The organism is Runella defluvii, from assembly GCF_014195535.1.
In the GTDB taxonomy this organism is placed as follows: Bacteria; Bacteroidota; Bacteroidia; order Cytophagales; family Spirosomataceae; genus Runella; species Runella defluvii.
The window spans coordinates 481,003-499,649 of the sequence record NZ_JACIBY010000001.1 but is presented as its reverse complement, the minus strand read 5'-3'; the positions used below and the strand labels follow the sequence as shown (position 1 = coordinate 499,649).

Annotated in this window: 15 protein-coding genes; 13 read left to right on the top strand and 2 right to left on the bottom strand. The window is 33.4% G+C overall.

What is annotated here, in order from left to right:
* On the bottom strand, positions 1–1,380 hold a 1,380-nt coding region (locus FHS57_RS02020), incomplete at its 3' end, for a hypothetical protein (protein ID WP_183971183.1).
* Between the two features lie 400 nt (positions 1,381–1,780).
* Positions 1,781–3,046, bottom strand: coding sequence for a thioredoxin family protein (locus FHS57_RS02015; RefSeq protein ID WP_183971182.1), 1,266 nt, complete (start codon positions 3,044–3,046; stop codon positions 1,781–1,783).
* A gap of 222 nt (positions 3,047–3,268) precedes the next feature.
* Between FHS57_RS02015 and FHS57_RS02010 the strand changes: the two genes are divergently transcribed.
* From FHS57_RS02010 to FHS57_RS01950, 13 genes are all read left to right on the top strand, one after another.
* Positions 3,269–4,714: a capsule assembly Wzi family protein gene (locus FHS57_RS02010; RefSeq protein ID WP_183971181.1), complete on the top strand. Its 1,446-nt coding sequence runs from the start codon at positions 3,269–3,271 to the stop codon at positions 4,712–4,714.
* A gap of 72 nt (positions 4,715–4,786) precedes the next feature.
* On the top strand, positions 4,787–5,662 hold the full coding sequence (locus FHS57_RS02005) for a polysaccharide biosynthesis/export family protein (protein WP_229601236.1): 876 nt from the start codon (positions 4,787–4,789) through the stop codon (positions 5,660–5,662).
* Positions 5,663–5,696: 34 nt separating this feature from the next.
* Positions 5,697–8,003, top strand: coding sequence for a GumC family protein (locus FHS57_RS02000; protein WP_183971180.1), 2,307 nt, complete (start codon positions 5,697–5,699; stop codon positions 8,001–8,003).
* Between the two features lie 8 nt (positions 8,004–8,011).
* Entirely contained in the window at positions 8,012–8,677 is a 666-nt protein-coding gene (locus FHS57_RS01995) for a class I SAM-dependent methyltransferase (RefSeq protein WP_183971179.1), read from the top strand.
* A 3-nt stretch (positions 8,678–8,680) separates the two neighbouring features.
* Entirely contained in the window at positions 8,681–9,682 is a 1,002-nt protein-coding gene (locus FHS57_RS01990) for a glycosyltransferase family 1 protein (RefSeq protein ID WP_183971178.1), read from the top strand.
* Entirely contained in the window at positions 9,679–10,476 is a 798-nt protein-coding gene (locus FHS57_RS01985) for an FkbM family methyltransferase (RefSeq protein WP_183971177.1), read from the top strand. Before FHS57_RS01990 ends, FHS57_RS01985 begins: the two co-directional genes overlap by 4 nt.
* Entirely contained in the window at positions 10,463–11,971 is a 1,509-nt protein-coding gene (locus tag FHS57_RS01980) for an MATE family efflux transporter (RefSeq protein ID WP_183971176.1), read from the top strand. Before FHS57_RS01985 ends, FHS57_RS01980 begins: the two co-directional genes overlap by 14 nt.
* Positions 11,972–11,978: 7 nt before the next feature.
* Complete coding sequence (locus tag FHS57_RS01975; RefSeq protein ID WP_183971175.1) at positions 11,979–12,956, top strand: glycosyltransferase family 2 protein; 978 nt, start codon at positions 11,979–11,981, stop codon at positions 12,954–12,956.
* Positions 12,953–13,612, top strand: coding sequence for an FkbM family methyltransferase (locus tag FHS57_RS01970; RefSeq protein ID WP_183971174.1), 660 nt, complete (start codon positions 12,953–12,955; stop codon positions 13,610–13,612). The genes FHS57_RS01975 and FHS57_RS01970 overlap by 4 nt, the downstream gene beginning before the upstream one ends.
* On the top strand, positions 13,609–14,775 hold the full coding sequence (locus FHS57_RS01965) for a glycosyltransferase family 4 protein (RefSeq protein ID WP_183971173.1): 1,167 nt from the start codon (positions 13,609–13,611) through the stop codon (positions 14,773–14,775). The genes FHS57_RS01970 and FHS57_RS01965 overlap by 4 nt, the downstream gene beginning before the upstream one ends.
* Complete coding sequence (locus FHS57_RS01960; RefSeq protein ID WP_183971172.1) at positions 14,762–16,369, top strand: hypothetical protein; 1,608 nt, start codon at positions 14,762–14,764, stop codon at positions 16,367–16,369. The genes FHS57_RS01965 and FHS57_RS01960 overlap by 14 nt, the downstream gene beginning before the upstream one ends.
* A gap of 6 nt (positions 16,370–16,375) precedes the next feature.
* Positions 16,376–17,407 (top strand): CgeB family protein, encoded by a 1,032-nt coding sequence (locus FHS57_RS01955; protein ID WP_183971171.1) that lies wholly within the window; start codon positions 16,376–16,378, stop codon positions 17,405–17,407.
* Between the two features lie 51 nt (positions 17,408–17,458).
* Positions 17,459–18,634: a glycosyltransferase gene (locus FHS57_RS01950; protein ID WP_183971170.1), complete on the top strand. Its 1,176-nt coding sequence runs from the start codon at positions 17,459–17,461 to the stop codon at positions 18,632–18,634.
* The last annotated feature ends 13 nt before the right edge of the window (positions 18,635–18,647 follow it).

Here is an 18,647-nt window from a genome sequence, read left to right as displayed (position 1 = left end):
CACTACAGGGTTTCCTGATGAATCTGTTGTACGGCTATATCCTCCTGTGCTACATGTAGCATTGAACGACAATACTGTCGATCCTGATACTGCACTTACACACAAGCTAATCGAGTTAGCTGGACCTTTCGCTGGTGATACTGATGATACCTGACCCAAAGATGCTGTTGGTGGCACAACTACATTATACGTGTAAGGTACTGAAGAAGCACCGATACATCCTTTTGCTGTCTTACATGCTACATATACTGTATATGTACCTACTGAAGCAAAGTCAGTAGCTGTTTGCTCTACACTGCTTGCATTTACAATAATAGCTGTTTCACCCGCGCCACATGTCGCTGTGAAAACTGGCAATGTACCAACACAACCTGGGCTCACAAATGATGATACCGTTGGAGCTGCCGCTGGTAGCGGGTTTACTTTGAATACAACTGGCGCGCGACTAGCCGCTGGAGTTTGGCACCCTTCTGGGGTTACACATCCTACATAATAAGTGAAACTACCCGCGGTAGTCGTATTGGCTACCACTGAAGCAGAACCGCTTCCTGCAGTTGTATTGTCAGCGTAAAGTTTTGGCGATCCGTTATCACATACTGCACCTGCAGCTAATGATAAAACAACTGCTGGACCAGCCGTTGTTTGGCAAACCTCTGGAGTCGTAAAAGCAATAGTTCCAGTTGGTGTTGAAGGCGTAGCAACTACTGTAAGAGTTACCGTTTTCTCTGGGCTAGAGCAGGCTCCGTTTACACAAGAGATTTTGTAGTTGTAAACACCTGCTGCTGTTGGTGCGGGTGCACCTGGAACAACCGTTGCGTTTGTTACGGCATCTTTAACAACTGTAGAACCTACATCACAACCTGCATTAAAGTCGAGTGTAGTACTTCCTGTAATTGCACTTTGACACAAAGTAATCGAAGATGCTGGGCCTGTAGATGGGTTCGTAGTAGCAATATGCTGTAACGAACTAACAGGAGTCTGAGTAACCATAAAACCAGGAACTGAGCTGTACTTATTAAAAGTACAACCTGAACCAGATGTGCTGTATCTTACAGCGTATGGCCCACCCGAAGCTGGTAGTGGAAGCGATGCGTTTGTTGCTGGAACAGGCGTAGCAGAAACTTTGCCAAGTGTTACACTAGTACCTGAAATCGGGGCAAGTGTAGTAGCATCAACAATTTCAGCTACTACGTCAATGTTTTGACAACCCGCTCCTCCAGAAATTGAAACACTACCTGCTGCAATGGTAAGGGAGGTCCCTCCACACTGCGGACTTGAAGGGGCAGGTGGCTGGGAAATATCCGTTACTGCTTGACCCCAAGCTCCTACTGCTACCATCAACACCGCAAAAAGCGAAAGTAAAGATTTGATTGGTTTCATTTGGACTTTTTTTTGTTTTTTTCCCCACTAAAAAACGTTATTTTAATTTTACAAGCACACTTTGGGGTAGAGGCTTACGTTTAGCATAATTGTCCCTTACCGAGCACTCCCACTCGCAAGAGCCGACAGGTCGTAGGGGCAGTTAGGGTCTTCCTTTGTTTCTGGGTGTTGTACGATTGAGATAGTAAAACATAGCTTAAGGTTTGTGATGTTTTAGTGCTGTGGGTTTCCACCCACATTATAAACCTCACTTAACATATGACTCACAAAAATACAATAAGTATCTACAATTCAAAAAAAATAGGTTAGTGTATTTTAAGTTTTTTTTAATAACCAGCTCAAATCATAAAAATGCGTTCAAAGTCACTCCTATTCAATGATGAATATCAGATTCTTGCATTTATTTAATCTTTGAAAGTTTCTCATTAAATGCTTTACCATCGATTTTAGCGGCTTTTGCAACGGCGATAGCCGACTGTAACGCTTTCTTGGCATCTTCTTTTTTATTGACTTTGAGATAGGCTGTTGCCAACTCTCCATACATATCAGCCACCTCTTTCGTATTTCTCTCTGTAGGTTTCACAAGTTTCAAGCCTTCATTAGCCCATATAATTAAGGATGGGACATAAGTAACATCGCTTGCATTTTCATTAAAGTATCTGACTAAATACGAATAGTCGGCAAAACGAAGCGTTCCATATTTCTTGTGAGCATTTAACCTCTCTGTGGCACCCTTCGTATCTTTTGCCCGAAAATACGCTTCGAGTTCTTTCAAAACTGTTCTAGTACTCGCGACCGATTGTGTGATTCCCAATTGAACAAACGCCTGACGAACTTTAACTACGTCAGCGACATTGAGTGTGTTCGCTCTACGGCCGTACAGTGTAAAATACAAAATCGACTCTCCTGTCTCTTGTACGTCTTTGGCTGGAAATTTGGCTTTGTACTTACCTATGTTTTTGAAGAAATACGCCGCCATCGGATTCTCTATATCATTTATTAACCGTTGAAGAACATAGAAGCCATTAGGACTTTCCATGTCTACTGGCTTCGTAAAAATCTTACCTAGTTCATTATTTATCTGCCAAAGTCGGTCGTTATCCTTTGTCATCTTTGCAAACTTACCGTAGTTAACCAAAAATAATAAATCACGGTCCCCTTTAGCAAATCGATTAGGATACGAAGTAACTCGTTTTGTTGGATCAGTAGCATCTTTCCCATGACGAAGGACTTCTTCTATCGCTTCAGCACGACTGGGCTTTTCAGCTGGTGCTGCGTAGTGGGTCAATTGTCCAGAACTGGAATCAAAAAAGAAGAACAATGGAAATTCCACATAAGATATCCCTTTTTGCTGTTGCATAATTTTAGACTCCTCTGAGTTCGCTTCCATTTTGTAGGAGACAAAATGAGTGTTAAAATAATCTCCTACTTTTTTTTCTTCGAGAACAGGAGCTAACGCTGCACAGTGTGGGCATCCTGTAAGATAGACTTCTACAAAAAGTGGCTTATTAGACCGCTTAGCTGTCTCCACAGCAGCTTGATAGCTTCCTGCTAGAAAACCTATCCCTTGTGCATAGCTAGTTCTCCAAAGCCCTAATATACTAATTGATAATAGTATACTAACTTTCAATTGGAATGTGTTTCGATTAACAATTGACCAGTACATATAATTAAGATAGTTATATTTTGATGTAAGGAATCTGAGTATCGCTCAAAAATTCTCGGCAAATATATGAATCCAATTGTTCTAGCCGTAGTAAATTATCACTATTAAGAAAATAAAACTGTACATTTGGCAGTAGTAATTCTTTCTCCCTCTTATTAATTTGGCCCGAAAGTGTTTAGTACTAACCAAAAACTTCAACAGATTCATAACTTCTCAGTTGTTTTGATAGTATTACTTAATGTAGTATCTAACTCGCTCGTTGCGCAAAAAGATACTAACTCTATTTATACTTCAAATCATATAGAATTTATAGGTGGTTGGGCAAATAGCAACCGTACGCCATTTTGGAACAGAAATTTAGAATACGGATCCGTACCAATATCCTCTCCTTTTTCATTAATTAGGCTTAGCAGTGAAAATAAACATAAAACAGGTAATGTTAGTTGGACTGGACACCTCGAACTAGTCGCAGGCATATCGGATAAGTCAATCTTTCAACTTCCTGTATCATATTTATCTGCCGAATACAAAAATTGGTGTATATATGTCGGCAGAAAAAAAGAGACAATTGGTATTACTGATACTACTCTTAGTTCAGGCTCTTACACCTGGTCTGGTAACGCACTGCCAATCCCTAAAATCCACATTGGAACGAATGGATTTGTTCCTTTACCAATCTTCAAAAACAAAGTATTCATCAATGCAAACATTGCTCATGGCTGGTTTGGGAAGCAGCAATTTGCTAGCAATTATTTTTTACATCAAAAGGTACTGTACTTCAAATTTCAACCCAGAAGCCCGTTTTGGAGGGTATATGCAGGTATTGTTCACTTTGCACAATGGGGGGGGAATGCACCGTGGTTAATAAAATACAACCGGACCGACCCCAATGGGGACTTCCCAAGTTCATTTAAAGATTTTATTAATGTGTTTTTAGCTCGGAAATCTTCACCGTCCATGTTCGAAAATCAATTAGGTAATCATGTTGGCTCAATAGATTTCGCTACTAGCATAAATTATGGTAGGAATAATTGGCTTTTATATTACCAACATAGTATAGAAAGCAGAGGAATTTTAAGTAATTTACCCGATGGGCTCTATGGTATAAGTTGGCAAATAAAACAAAGGAAGAACCAACGTTTATTTACCAAAATCACATTAGAAGTTTTGTCAACACTTAACCAAAATACAAGTTATGATACGACCAGAAATGTTTATTTTAATGATGATTATTTCAATCATCCCTATCAATATTTTGATGGCTGGACATATCAACATAGAGTAATCGGAAATCCATTTATTACGATGCGGACAGAAAGCCAAGCGCGATGGTTTGATGTTAGAGGTTCTTATAAAAATGACGCCTTCCAACAAATCAATAGCAACAGGCTCATTGCAATCTATGGTGGTCTTCAAACACAACTTACTGAAAAAGTAACGCTAAAACTTCGATTATCAACTTGGTTAAGCTATTTAAGCTTCAACCCACTCAATGGCCTCTATCAAGAACCTGTACAACAGTTTTCTTCCTCAATTGAGTTAGCAAAAAAGGCTGCAATTCTCCGCAAAGGAGACATTACATTTAAGATCGGCATTGACCAAGGCACTCTTTTAAGCAATACATATGGCGGCATTATTCACATAAAATATCCTATTCACCATAAATAAAATCAAACTTTAGCATATGAAGGGATTTTTTTGGAGTTCTACACAGCGTCAAGTAACTTTGTAAGTTAAAAAATGGAACCATTTAAAAGAATGCTCTACAAAACAATAAACGATAGCACTACAAAGATGCATCTAAATATATTCTCTAAAGTCAAGCCTCTGGCAATACTTTGCTATTTTTTCTTTATCCTAGCTTGCTTTGGTAGTTGCGTAAGCCCTAAGCAAATTGTATACTTTCAAAGTAATGATACCACTACAATTGTCAAGTTACCTAAAATCACACCCGAAATTAGTAGAATTCAAGCAAATGACATCCTCTCAATAACAGTGGGAAGTTTAAGCACAGAATCAAATGAAATACTAAACTTTGCAAATATAAATGCTCTAACTACATCTAGTTTTCCAGGTCAGGCAGGGGCCAACCAAGGCCGCCAACCATTAGGGTACTTAGTTGATATAACAGGATTTGTGGAGCTTCCATTTGCAGGCAAAATAAATGTTCTTAATCTAACATTAGAAGAAGCTTCACAAAAAATAAGAAATGAAATCGAAAAATCACTTAAGAATCCAGCCATTAATATTAGGTTTTTGAATCATAAATTTTCAATCTTGGGAGAAGTCAACCATCCTGCCACTTATAATCTTGTCAATGACCAAACAACATTGCCCGAAGCACTTGCAATGGCAGGCGATTTAACTATTTACGGCGAACGAAGTAATGTTTTAATTATACGTGAAAAAAATGGGGTTAGAGAACTCTCTCGAATCAATTTATTAAACAGAGATGTCCTTAACTCTCCCTATTATTACATCAAGAATGGTGATGTAATCTACATTGAACCGTCTAAAGCAAAAGCAACTTACACAGACCGTTCAATACAACTAGTACCAGTAATTACCAGTATTACAACAACAATTCTTGTTTTATTAAATTTTATTCTCAAGTAATCACCAACTTTTACATCCTGATTTAATTTTATAAATGGAAGACTTCGAAATATCCAAAGATCAAGATTTTAATCTTAGATTAATTATTTTCAAATACTTGAGATACTGGTATTGGTTCATTCTATCATTATTCTTTAGTTTAGCAGTATCATACTTTTATTTACAATATACGACCCCAATCTACAGGGTGAGTGCCTCTCTTTTAATTAAGGATGAAAAAAAAGGTATGACAAGCGGCAATCAGATTTTAAAAGATTTAGAAATTAGTGGAGGAAGTAAGATAGTTGAAAATGAAATTGAAATTCTAAAATCACGCAATTTAATCGAGAATGTAATAAATGAATTAAATCTTACAGTTGGGTATTATGAAGAAGGTAGATTTAGAGACAGTGAATTATTCAAAAAGTCACCAATTACACTTAACTATACCCAACTTCAAAATAATGCTTATCAAACACCTCTATACATACAAACAATTGATAATCAACATTATAGACTATTAAATCAAGATAAAAACAACCTTGGCACTTATCTTTATACACAGCCAGTGAATTCAGGATATGGCCGTTTTCGGGTATTTATTTCTAAAAAAGAAATCATTCCTAATCAAATCATTAAAATCTTTTTTTATGACAAAGAAAATCTCATTGAGTCATTAACTCAACAACTTCAAGTAAACTTACTCAATACCAAAAGTACTGTACTTGAGGTTGGGTTAGAAACAAATGATCCAGATAAAGGGAAAATTATTTTGGCAAAGCTACTTGATGCCTATTCTTATTCTTCTTTGCAAGACAAAAATAGAGAAGCGTCAAATACTATGCGGTTTATCGAGGAACGTTTAAAGTTAATTACAGGAGAGCTTGTAAATGTTGAAAAAGATGTAGAAACATACAAAAGTTCTCAAGGTATTACAGACTTAAGTACAGAAGCGAATTTATTTCTTGAAAAAGTTAAGGATAATGATACCAAGCTTAATGAGGTAGATATACAATTAAAGGTACTTGATGGGGTGGAAAGATATCTGCAAAGTGGTCAGGGTCAGATTGCACCAGCAACTTTAATGGTTACTGACCCGATTCTTACTTCATTTATTGAAAAACTGGGTGAACTTGAATTACAGAAAGAAAAAGTTTCAAGAAGTGTACAACCTGGCAATCCTTTTTTAGAAACTTTAAACACTCAAATATCCAACACCAAACAAGCTATCAGAGAAAGTGTAAATAATCAAAAGAAAGGACTATCAATTACAAAAAGTGGGCTACAGTCATTAAATACGCGTTTTGAAACAACAATACGAGCAATTCCACGAAAAGAACGCGAGTTTGTTAGCATACAAAGACAACAAAATATTAAAGAAAACTTGTATCTAATCTTACTCCAAAAACGAGAGGAGACTGCCCTGTCTTATGCTTCTACTGTAACAGATAGTAGGATAATTGATTTACCACATTCAACATCTAGCCCCATAAAACCTAGAAAAAGGACGATTTACCTTATATCATTTTTGATAGGCTTTATATTCCCTATTTTAGTATTACATCTCAAAGAGATGTTAAATGATAAAGTTCAAACTAAGAAAGAAATCGAACAAGAAACCTCTGTTTCGATTTTCGGCGAAATCGCTTTGAAACCAAAAGAAGTAAAATCCCCCCTTCTTGATACAAAAAGTCGAAGTTTTATAACAGAACAGTTTCGTATCCTAAGGACAAATCTACAGTACATTAACTCTAATTCAAATAATGACCTTGGGAGGGTTATACTCTTTACTTCTTCAAATAGTGGTGAAGGGAAAAGTTTTGTTACCCTTAATCTCGCAGCTAGTATTGCAGCTTTAGGGAAGAAAGTAGTAGTATTAGAATTAGACCTTAGAAAACCAAAATTAAGTGATTACCTCTCATTACCAAGAGATCATGGTATTACAAATTATTTAATTGGTAATACCACCCCAGATAGCATATTACAAAAAACTGGTGTTGATAATTTGTCTTTAATTGCGACTGGGCCGCTTCCCCCAAATCCATCAGAATTATTATCAAATGGTCGTATAAAATCTTTGCTTGAATTGTACAGGCAACAATTTGATTATATTTTAATCGATACTCCACCAGTTGGGCTTGTGACCGATGCAGTAATTTTGAGTCCATTAATTGACGCCTGTTTCTACATAGTCAGGCATGATATGACACCGAAACGAGACCTCTTAATTGTCTCTGAGTTAAAGAAAAATGATAAGTTTAAATCAATAAGTATAATATTTAATGGTGTTAACTACCGTAACAGCCGAGAATATAGGTATGGCTATGGGTATGGAACTAAATACGGTAAAGGCTACTACTAGAGCAAATTATGAAAATTTCAGCAGAAAAAGTGTATAGAAATAGTGGAAATTCAGCTATCATTGATGCTGTTACTGATTCCGATAAATCAATATTAGATATTGGGTGTGGTTTTGGTGACAATGCACGTATCTTGGCAAGAGATGGAAGAAATATTGATGGAATTACCCTATCAGAAGAGGAAGCTCGAAATGCTGGTATGTATTTAAACAATGTTTACATACATAATCTTGAAAATGGACTCCCACTTGAAATTGCTCAAAATAAATACGACATCGTTATATGTTCCCACGTTATCGAACACATAGCTTATCCAGAAAAACTTCTCAGTGATGTAAGAGAAATATTATCTCATAATGGGAAATTGATTATCGCATTACCCAATATTATGATTTATCAAGCAAGGTTTCAACTCTTGTTAGGAAATTTCAACTATAAAGAGACAGGAATATGGGACTACACACATTTAAGATGGTATACTTATAAAAGTGCTAAAAACTTACTAATAACACATAATTTCAAAATTATAAATAGTTTTGTCACAGGTGATTTACCTGGATTAACGATTACTAAGTTCATACCATATAAACTACGGCAATGGGCTTTCAAAAATATATTTGTTAGGTTATCAAAAGGTCTTTTTGGAGGGCAAATTGTATTAATTGCTAAGAAATAATACATGAGAATACTTTTTATAACTTCAACTGAGCAAGACTACTTAGCAGATTCTCTTTTACATGGCTTCAGAAGCATATATGGGTATAATTGTATTGATTATCCTAAATGCGATTTTTTATACAAAAACTATCAATCATTTGATAATAAAATTTATGGAGAAGGATTTACTCTCTATAATGGTTTGCTAAATGATGCGCCAATTGACCGGCTAAACATTGATACAAAAATTAAAAAAGAATACTTTGATTTAATAGTAATCAGTAACATACAGCGTCAATTTGGTTTCTTTTTACAATACAGACCTTGGTTAAACTACAAAAACACAATTATTATTGATGGAGATGATACTCCAAAGCCCTATCCCATGAGGGGTATTTGGCTCAAACACTACTACTACTGGTTTCTACCTAGAGCTAATAAAGATTTCCTGTATTTTAAAAGGGAGTGGACAACTGAAACTCATTTTAATATTTACAAAGCATTATCACCAAGTTTTGTAAAAGTCATGTATAAATTTGACAAAAATTTACGCAAAATATCATTCTCTATTCCAAAAGAAAAAATCATTAACCAACTTCCAATAAAGACGAAAGATTTTCCAAGACATATTGTTGATAAAGAAGTAGCACAATACATAAATGAAGCTAGGGATAAATATGTTTTTTCAAATGAAAATGACTATTACTTGGATTTACAGAGTTCTCGTTTTGGAATTACAACAAAACGAGAAGGGTGGGATTGTATGAGACACTATGAAATAGCTGCGAATGGTGCTGTTCCCTGCTTTTTACAACTCAATAAGAAAAATATTAATTGTGCGCCACATGGTTTAGATAATAGCAATTCTATTATTTATCAAAACTATCAAGATCTGATAAAACAAATCAATAAACTTTCAAATGATGATTACCAATCTATTCAATCAAATGCATTGAAATGGATTCACTCACAAACTACCGAAGTAAGAGTTAAAGAAATTATAAACACTTTTAAAATAAAATGAGAAAGCTTATTTATAATCTACCCAATTTTAAAGGTAAACAGAGAATCCTTTTAATTTTAGATAAATTTTTTAAAACGTCCATTATAAATGTACGGAACGGAATTAAGCTCGAAGGTTACTTCTCTAGTTTACAAGATACAGCATTCATAAAAAAGGAAGTTGAAAACTATAAACTAGAATATTTAATTTCTAATTTACCAAATGATGGAGTATTTATTGACATTGGAGCGAATAATGGTTATTACTCTGCATTAGCTTCACAAAAACTGTCACGTGAAGGGTCAGTACTCTCTTTTGAACCTTCCTTAAGAGAATATAGAAGGTTAATATTTGCGAATCAATCCAATTTTCATCAATGCCAATGGCTACTTTTTAATATAGCATTAGGGTCGGAAAATGAAATAGTAAGAATTAAGGCAGACGAAAGTCATACAGGAATAAACTTTATTAGTAAAAATAAAAATGATGGTACTCAAAGTTGTGTTTTAATGAAAGGTTGTGATATTATAAATAACTTTATACATAAGGATAAGGTCATAGATTTAATAAAAATAGATGTCGAAGGATATGAATATTTTGTACTATTAGGTTTATTGCCGATTTTAAAGGATAAAAGAGTATGTAGTTTACAAATCGAAATAACAGATATATTTTTAAAGAGAGCTGGGTCAACTAAAGAAATGCTTTACAATTTATTAAATTCTTTAGGCTATGAAGGACAATATGAATCTGATGAATGGCAATATAACGAAGTTTTTATCTTAAAGGATACTAAAGTCAATGTCATCAGTTAAGCGAATTATATCAGGAAGTCTAGCTTCATGGGGAAGTATTTGTTTGAATTTGGTGATCCAGATTATGTTTGTGCCAATTTATTTGACTTATTGGACTATTGAAACATATAGTATATGGATTTCATGTCAAGCACTTATGTCATTTATTACAATTTTTGAACGAAGTCATCAGACTTTTTTAGGATTTGAATTTTTAAAAATCAAAAATACAGACGTTAATAATCTAAATAAAACGATATCTTCTGGTATATTAATTGGCTTATTACTTGGTTTTATTCAATGTCTAGCAGTTTTATTACTAATTAAATGTGATTTTTTGAGACATATTTTTGTATCAATTTCATCGCTTAATTTACAAACGGCAGGTTATGTATTATTTATTTTAACACTTTCCAATTTATTAAGTAGTAGCGTGGGAGGTATATTGGTAAGGGCAGTGACACCATTTGGTTATTACCCTAGAATGGCTTGGTGGGGAATTTTATCTACCTTCTCAGCTGCTTTTTTCCCTTTATTTGCTGTAACCAAAGGAGGGGATTTAATTACCGTCAGTATTGTAACCTTATTATCAACTTTTATATCTAGCCTTTTTATTTATTTTGACTTATACTTAATATTGAAAAGAGAGAACATTAGATTAGTTAACTTTTCTCTTCAAGAGGGTATTACAAATTTAAGAAACTCAACAATAGTTGCAATAAAAGAGTTTTTCGACAACATTCGCCAACAAGGAACTAGAACACTAATTTCCCCTTTTTTAAGTCCGAATAAGTTTGTAACTTTTACAACCATAAGAACCGGTTCTAATATTGCATTGCAAGGCTTGAATACTGTAGTCAACCCTCTAATGCCTGAGTTAGTAAAATTCTTACACCAAAAAGATCAAGATAAAGTTAATAGTAGTATTAGCGTGCTTTGGGCTATCGTTATACTATTTATGTCTCCAGCAGTAACAATTTTACAAGTATATGTGGAACCTTTATATTTAATTTGGACAAGAAATAAAACCTCTTTTGACCCATATTTATTTTCTTTACTCTCAATTTCAGTTTTAATTTATGCTATAACTCAACCTGCCATATCAATTATAACAGGAAATAATTTATTAAAATACCAACTTATTCTATCAATAGTATCTGGACTAATATTAGTATTGAGTTTAGTTATACTCGTACCCAAATTTAATCTTATTGGGATAGGTGTTTCTTTAGTATTTTCAGAATGCACACTTTCAATTGGATATCACTTTTATTGCAAAAGATGGTTAAGTTTAAACAAATTAAAATGGCCCAATAATTTATTTAACCACTCAGCCTTAAGCGTTTTTTGTGCGTCATTTTCGATGCTATTATTAGCTTATTATACAAATTTTAAAATATTAATCATGGTTTTATCTATTAGTCTTCAAATTGTGATATCTTATAAATATGTTAAGGCTTTACCAAATGTAGTTGTAAATAAAATTTATAACTTTTTTTTAAAAAAAAAAACGTAAAACACATATGTTACCCGAGATATCAATAATTACACCGACTTGGAATGGTTTACCATATATCAAAGAATGTGTAGAATCCGTCATTACACAATCCTTTCAAAACTGGGAAATGGTTATTAGTGATGATGGGTCTAGTGATGGAACACGAGACTATTTAAAAACTTTAAACGACTCAAGAATAAAAGTTTATTTTCAAGAATCAAACCTAGGCATTTTTGAAAATTTGAATTTTATTTTTTCAAAAACAAAATCGCCTTTATCACAAATTTTATGTCAAGATGATTACTTTGTAAAAAAGACTTCAATCGAAACAATTATCAATTATTGGAAGAGAGCTCCAGAGAGTATATCATTTGTTAGATTTAACTTCAATAATGTTGTACAATGTAAATTGACAAAATATCTAAAAGAAATAGCTCCAAAAGTCCTTGATTCTTCTAAGTCAAGTTTATTTTTTTATATATTCGGAAACATTCCAGGTAATCTTTCAAATGTTTCTTTAAGATCTGATATTGTTAAAAAGTTCAACTACTTTCAGCAATCACTACCTTTTGCTGGCGACTTTGATTTCTGGTCAAGAGTTTCAGAAAAAAGTAATATAGGAATTGAAGATGAAATTATCACATTTGTAAGAAGACACCCTAAAGTCGCCTCAATTACTCTTAATAAGAAAGGAGAACTAATTTCTCAAAATAATAAAATAGTAAGCAGTCTATACTCAAAGTTGTTAGATACAAACAGAAACAAAAAATTATTACTAAAAATAATAGGGACATTAAATTACGATTCTCTACAAAGAGATACTGCTCTAAGGAAATGGTTTTACGGGTATTCTGAATACCTAATAGAGTTAAATTTAATTTCTACAAATACATCATTTATATTACCAAATTATATTAGGTGGTTTTTATTTATCGTGTCATTGGGTGGTAGAGTTGGCAGGGTATTAATTGCTAAAATAATTTTTAAAATTGTTACATTATGAAGAAATTAAAAAGAACTATTCGTAAAATCATAGATAGAGTTCAGTATACTAGAATAAACTCTAGCGAGGTAATTGGCAACTTTCAAGCAGATTGGTGTATTGATACAGCATCACTCCAGAAATCTCCAATACTTTTTTCTGGAGGTGCAGGAAATGATATTTCATTCGAACAATTGTTTGTTGAAAAATTTGATGGATGTGTATATTTGTATGATCCATCCCCTACTGGTAGGAAAACATTCAAAGAATATAATGGCCCTAATAAAATAACTTATCATGCTAAAGCCTTAGGCAAAACTAATATGGGAGTGCTTATGGCCAAGCCTCAAGATCCTCAGGAAGGCTCTTGGACGATTCTTCAGAGCAGCAATGGTAATTATGAAGAATTTAAGTCAGTATCGCTTGTTGATGAAATTTTGCGTTATGGGTTATCATATGTTGATGTAGTAAAACTAGACATAGAAGGATTTGAATATGACGTTCTTGATGACCTTCTGGAGAGTAGCATAGAGGTTAGGCAAATACTTGTTGAATTTCATGATTTTTTTGACGGTATAAGTAAATGGAAATCACTGAAAATGAGGTTAAAGCTTAGAAAAAAAGGATATGTATGTTTTCATAAAAGTCGGTATGATTTTTCATTTATAAAAAGATGAATAAAATTACCCAAATTTCAATTGGTCGCTTCCATCATTTTCATTTAGCGCGCCAACTCGAAAAGTATAATCTTCTTGAAGCTATCTGGACTGGCTATCCATCGTTTAAATTAAAAGACGAAGACGGCATTGCCGTAGATAAAATAAAAACCTTTCCATGGTTTCGTGCCCCTTATATGGCTTTAGGCCCTTGGATTGACTATCTACCAGCCTTAAAAAAGCAGTGGGACTGGTTGGCATTTGAAAGTATAGATTACTTTGTAGCTCAGAACATTAAGAGTCCAACAACTTTAATATCATTATCAGGAACTGGACTATACTCAGGGAAAAAAGCTAAATCATTAGGCGGCAACTTTATATGCGATAGAGGGTCATCCCACATCGTTTTTCAAGATAATATTTTGAAAGATGAATATCATAGATGGGGATTTAAATATGAAGGAGTTGATAATCGCATTATTCAAAAAGAACTTAATGAATATGAAATTGCAGATTTTATTACTGTACCATCTCAATTTGTAAAAAACACATTTATAAGTATGGGTGTTAATGAAGAAAAGGTAATAAAAATACCGTACGGAGCAAGACTTGAAAGATTTAAAAAAATCGGCAATCCACCGAGTAATAAATTTAGAGTTCTCTGGGTTGGGGCAGTTAGCATAAGGAAAGGGTTTATTGATTTACTTAATGCCTTTAATTTATTATCACATCCAAATAAAGAATTGCTTGTTATTGGTTCAGTTCAGCCTGAAATTAAACAGATTATCAAATCAAAAAACATTAAAAACGTAATATTTAAAGGCAACTTACCAAATACAAGTCTTGCTGAATATTACAGTAAGAGTCACGTTTTCGTATTGCCCAGTATTGAAGAAGGTCTAGCAATAGTACAAGGAGAGGCACTTTCGTGTGGGTGTCCTGTCATTTCTACTCCTAACAGTGGAGCAGAAGACCTTTTTGAAGATGGCATTGAGGGCTTTATTGTTCCGATTCGTTCTAGTCAAACTATACATGATAAGCTACAGTTTTTAATTGATAATGATTTAATGAGAAAAAAAATGTCAGAAAATGCTATCCTACGGGTAAAAAAAATCGAAGGATGGGATACTTATGGTAAAAACATGGTAGGCTTTTTAAAAAGCAAAACATATGAGCTCAAATAAAAATACGATACCAAATAATATTAACAATTCTAATAGCTTTGTTAATGTATTAGTGCTTTGGGCTTCACGAACATTGATATTTTGTTCACTTTTGCAGTGTATTTTTTTCTTTGACTCCAATAATTTTATCGCTGTATTGACCATAAATATATCATTTTATATTTTAATAATAACCACACTTAAGCAGTCTTTTTTCAAAAACTTCCCATTATCAATTTTTTTGATTATTGGATTTTTTCTAACCCAATTATATCTCCCTCTTATATTTACTTTGTTAGAGGGAAATCCTGTTGTGTTCAATTTAAAATTATCTAATGAAGTATTTTTACACTCATTTTTGATTTTAATTACACTCATAATTTCTCATTATGTATACAGGCAATTTTCGTATTTACACAAGAATAAACTTCGTAATATCCTATTAAGATTCGATTTTTTCACCCCGCCTTCAGATACACAAATTTGGATTATTGGGCTTATAGGTGTATTCGCGACATTCTACGTTTACATATATGCAAAAAGCGCTTTAAAACTTACTGGAGGTTCTTTTGATAAATTTATTGAAAGTTTAATTAATTTCGCTTACGCGCCTTATTTTATTGGAATTGGTATCATTTATGGTCGGAATGAAAAAATAAATAATAATTATCTAATTAAAATATCAGTCTATACAATTATTATTTTTTTAGTAAGCGTGGCTCGAAATAGCCGTGGTGCATTTATGTTTGGTTTTACAAGTTTGGCTTACTCATACATACTCTGTATAGGTTTAGGAATCAAAAAAGCAAACTTTTTTAATAAGAAAAATATTATTTTATTGATTATGTCATTTTGGCTGATAATAGGACCTATATCTGATTTGAGTACTGCAATGGTTGCTGTCAGGAATCAGCGCCATGAAGTTTCAAGTTTCAACTTACTTGAAATGACTATTAAAGCATATGAAAATAAAACCTTATTACAACAATTTAAAAATAATAAGAGTGGTGACGACTCAGGATGGGACGAGTACTATCTTAACAATGTATTATTATCAAGATTTTGTAATATAAAGTTTAATGATGCTAGTCTTATTGAAGCCTCAAAACTCAACTTTAAAATTGACAAAGGTTTTCAAGATTTTTCTATTAATCGTACTATAGCTATTTTACCCACGCCCATTTTGACATTGCTAGGAATTGATCTCAACAAAAACTTAATCAACTATTCGTTTGGAGATTACCTATTCGCAAAAGCTAACTATCTTGGCAATGATTACAGTGTTATAGGTGTAAATCGCACTGGCCATATTTCTGGAACTGGAATGATTTCATTTGGCTGGTGGTATCTTCTGTTACTATTTATCTTTATAATCCCGTGTTATTATATAATTGATTCATGTTACATAAATTTAAAATCAACAATTTCTAATGGATTTGAGCCCAGAATCAGTCTCTGTATCTTACTGGCTATCAATTCAGTATTTATATTTCTCCCAAGCGAAAGTGTAATGACTTTGCCCATGTTTTTAACACGTGGCTGGATTCAAATGTATATTTTATACTACTTTATTTTTAAGTTCAGTTATTTTATAAGTTTTTTTATTAAAAAATAAAAATAGATGAATACAATTTGGTATCTGGGAAGTTCTTCAATTGATAGCACTTCATTCCACAGAAGTAAAGCGTTAAAAAGACTGGGATATAATGTATTACTTTTTGATCCTTATAAAACATTAAACAACCCATTTGATAGATTTTTAAACCCTATTCATTTTAGAACTGGGTACATTCTAACTAATAATAAAATAACTAGATGGTGTGAAGAATTATTGGAGAATCAACCAGCACCTGATATTATCTGGATAAATAGTGGAGAACTTTTTGGCCCAAGTGCTCTTAAAGTACTTAGACAAAAAAAAGCTCCTATTATTCTGTATAATAATGATGATCCTACAGGAAAGCGGGATGGTGCACGTTTTAACTTGCTTTTGAAGTCTATACCCTATTATGATATTTGCGCAGTAATGAGGGACGTTAACATCAATGAGTTTACAAAAAAGAAAGCCCAAAAAGTTGTTAGAGTTACAATGTCCTATGATGAAGTAGAACATGCTCCTTTTTCAGATCCGTTAATTATTTCACCTAAATTTCATAGTGATGTTGCGTTCATTGGAACATGCATGAAGAATGAAAATAGAGACCGGTTTATTTATTCATTAATTAAATCAAATATTAATGTTTCAATTTGGGGGGATAGATGGAATCAATCTCCATACTGGAATAAGTTAAAACCTTATCATAGGGGCAACTCTATAAGTGGTCGAGAATATGTTTCAGCTATCCAAGGTGCAAAAATATGTCTTGGTTTACTTTCAAAAGGAAATAGAGATCTCCATACACAAAGGAGTCTTGAAGTTCCATATGCGGGAGGAGTTCTTTGTGCCCAACGTACGAACGAACATCTTGAATTATTTAGGGAAAAACAAGACGCCCTCTTTTGGTCATCATTAGATGAATGTATCGAAATCTGTAAACATTTACTTGAAAATAATAATTATCGCGAAGAAGTAAGGTTTTCTGGTATGAAAAGAGTTAGAGAAATAAAAGTTGGTAACCAAGATGTTTGTCAAAAAATTTTATCTTCCATTTAGTAACTTGCATTTAATATCCTCATTTCTTTACATTATAATCAATTTATGCCAATGAAATTGGTTTTTCTAGCACATCCCAAATTTATTAATCTTCCAAGCATGGAACGATTTAGGAATTTACTAGTAAATGGAATGCAGCAACGGGGCCATATGGTAAGTGTATGGGAACCTAAAGCTATTTTCTTTTTACTACCATTTTCTGGAAATATTCGTAAATGGCTAGGTTATATTGATCAATTCATTTTGTTTCCATTTATAATATATATAAAAACAAAATTCACAACAAAAAAAACACTTTTTGTATTTTTAGATCATGCTTTAGGTCCTTGGGTGCCACTTCTAGCTCACAGGCCCCATGTGATACACTGTCATGACTTTTTAGCTCAACTTTCAGCATTGGAGCAACTACCAGAACATACTACAAGTACAACAGGAAAACTCTACCAACGCTATATTCGTTGGGGCTATTCAAAAGGTAAAAATTTTATCTGTGTTTCAAAACAAACTCAACGTGATTTAAATGGTCTATTGCCCTCTCCTTCAAAAAACGCTTTAGTTGTTTACAATCCTTTAAACCCATTATTTGAGTTTTTAACACAAGAAAACGGTCGTCAATTTTTTGAAAGTGTAACAAGTTTAGAACTTTCAGGTGGATACCTTTTACATGTTGGAGGTAATACATGGTACAAAAATAGAATCGGAGTACTACATTTATACATTAAATGGCGTAGTTTGAGTAACAAAAACCTACCTTTGCTTCTTGTAGGACCTCCACCCACTGCTGACATGCTTGCTCTCATTGCAAATAACAAATACCAGAATGATATCCATTTTCTAACACAAATTGACGATATATCTCTTCGGTATGCTTATGCAGGTGCGACTTTGTTCCTTTTTCCATCCTTAGCAGAAGGATTTGGATGGCCAATAATCGAAGCTATGTCTTCTGGTAGTATTGTTATGACTACCGATGTTTCTCCGATGAATGAAATAGGGGGCAATGCCGCTGTCTTTATTTCTAGGTATAATAAACAAGTAGAAGACTATGAACAATGGGCTTTGAAAATAGCCCCATTAATTGAAAGCGTTTGTAATTGGAACCCTGATAAAAGAGAGCAGCAAGTTCAATTATCGTTGAAAAATGCGAAGCAATTTAATGTGATAGAAGTTTTAAATAAAATAGAAAATGAGTACAAAAAAATAAATAACACATTCTTTCAGGAGTGAACTGCATAAAACC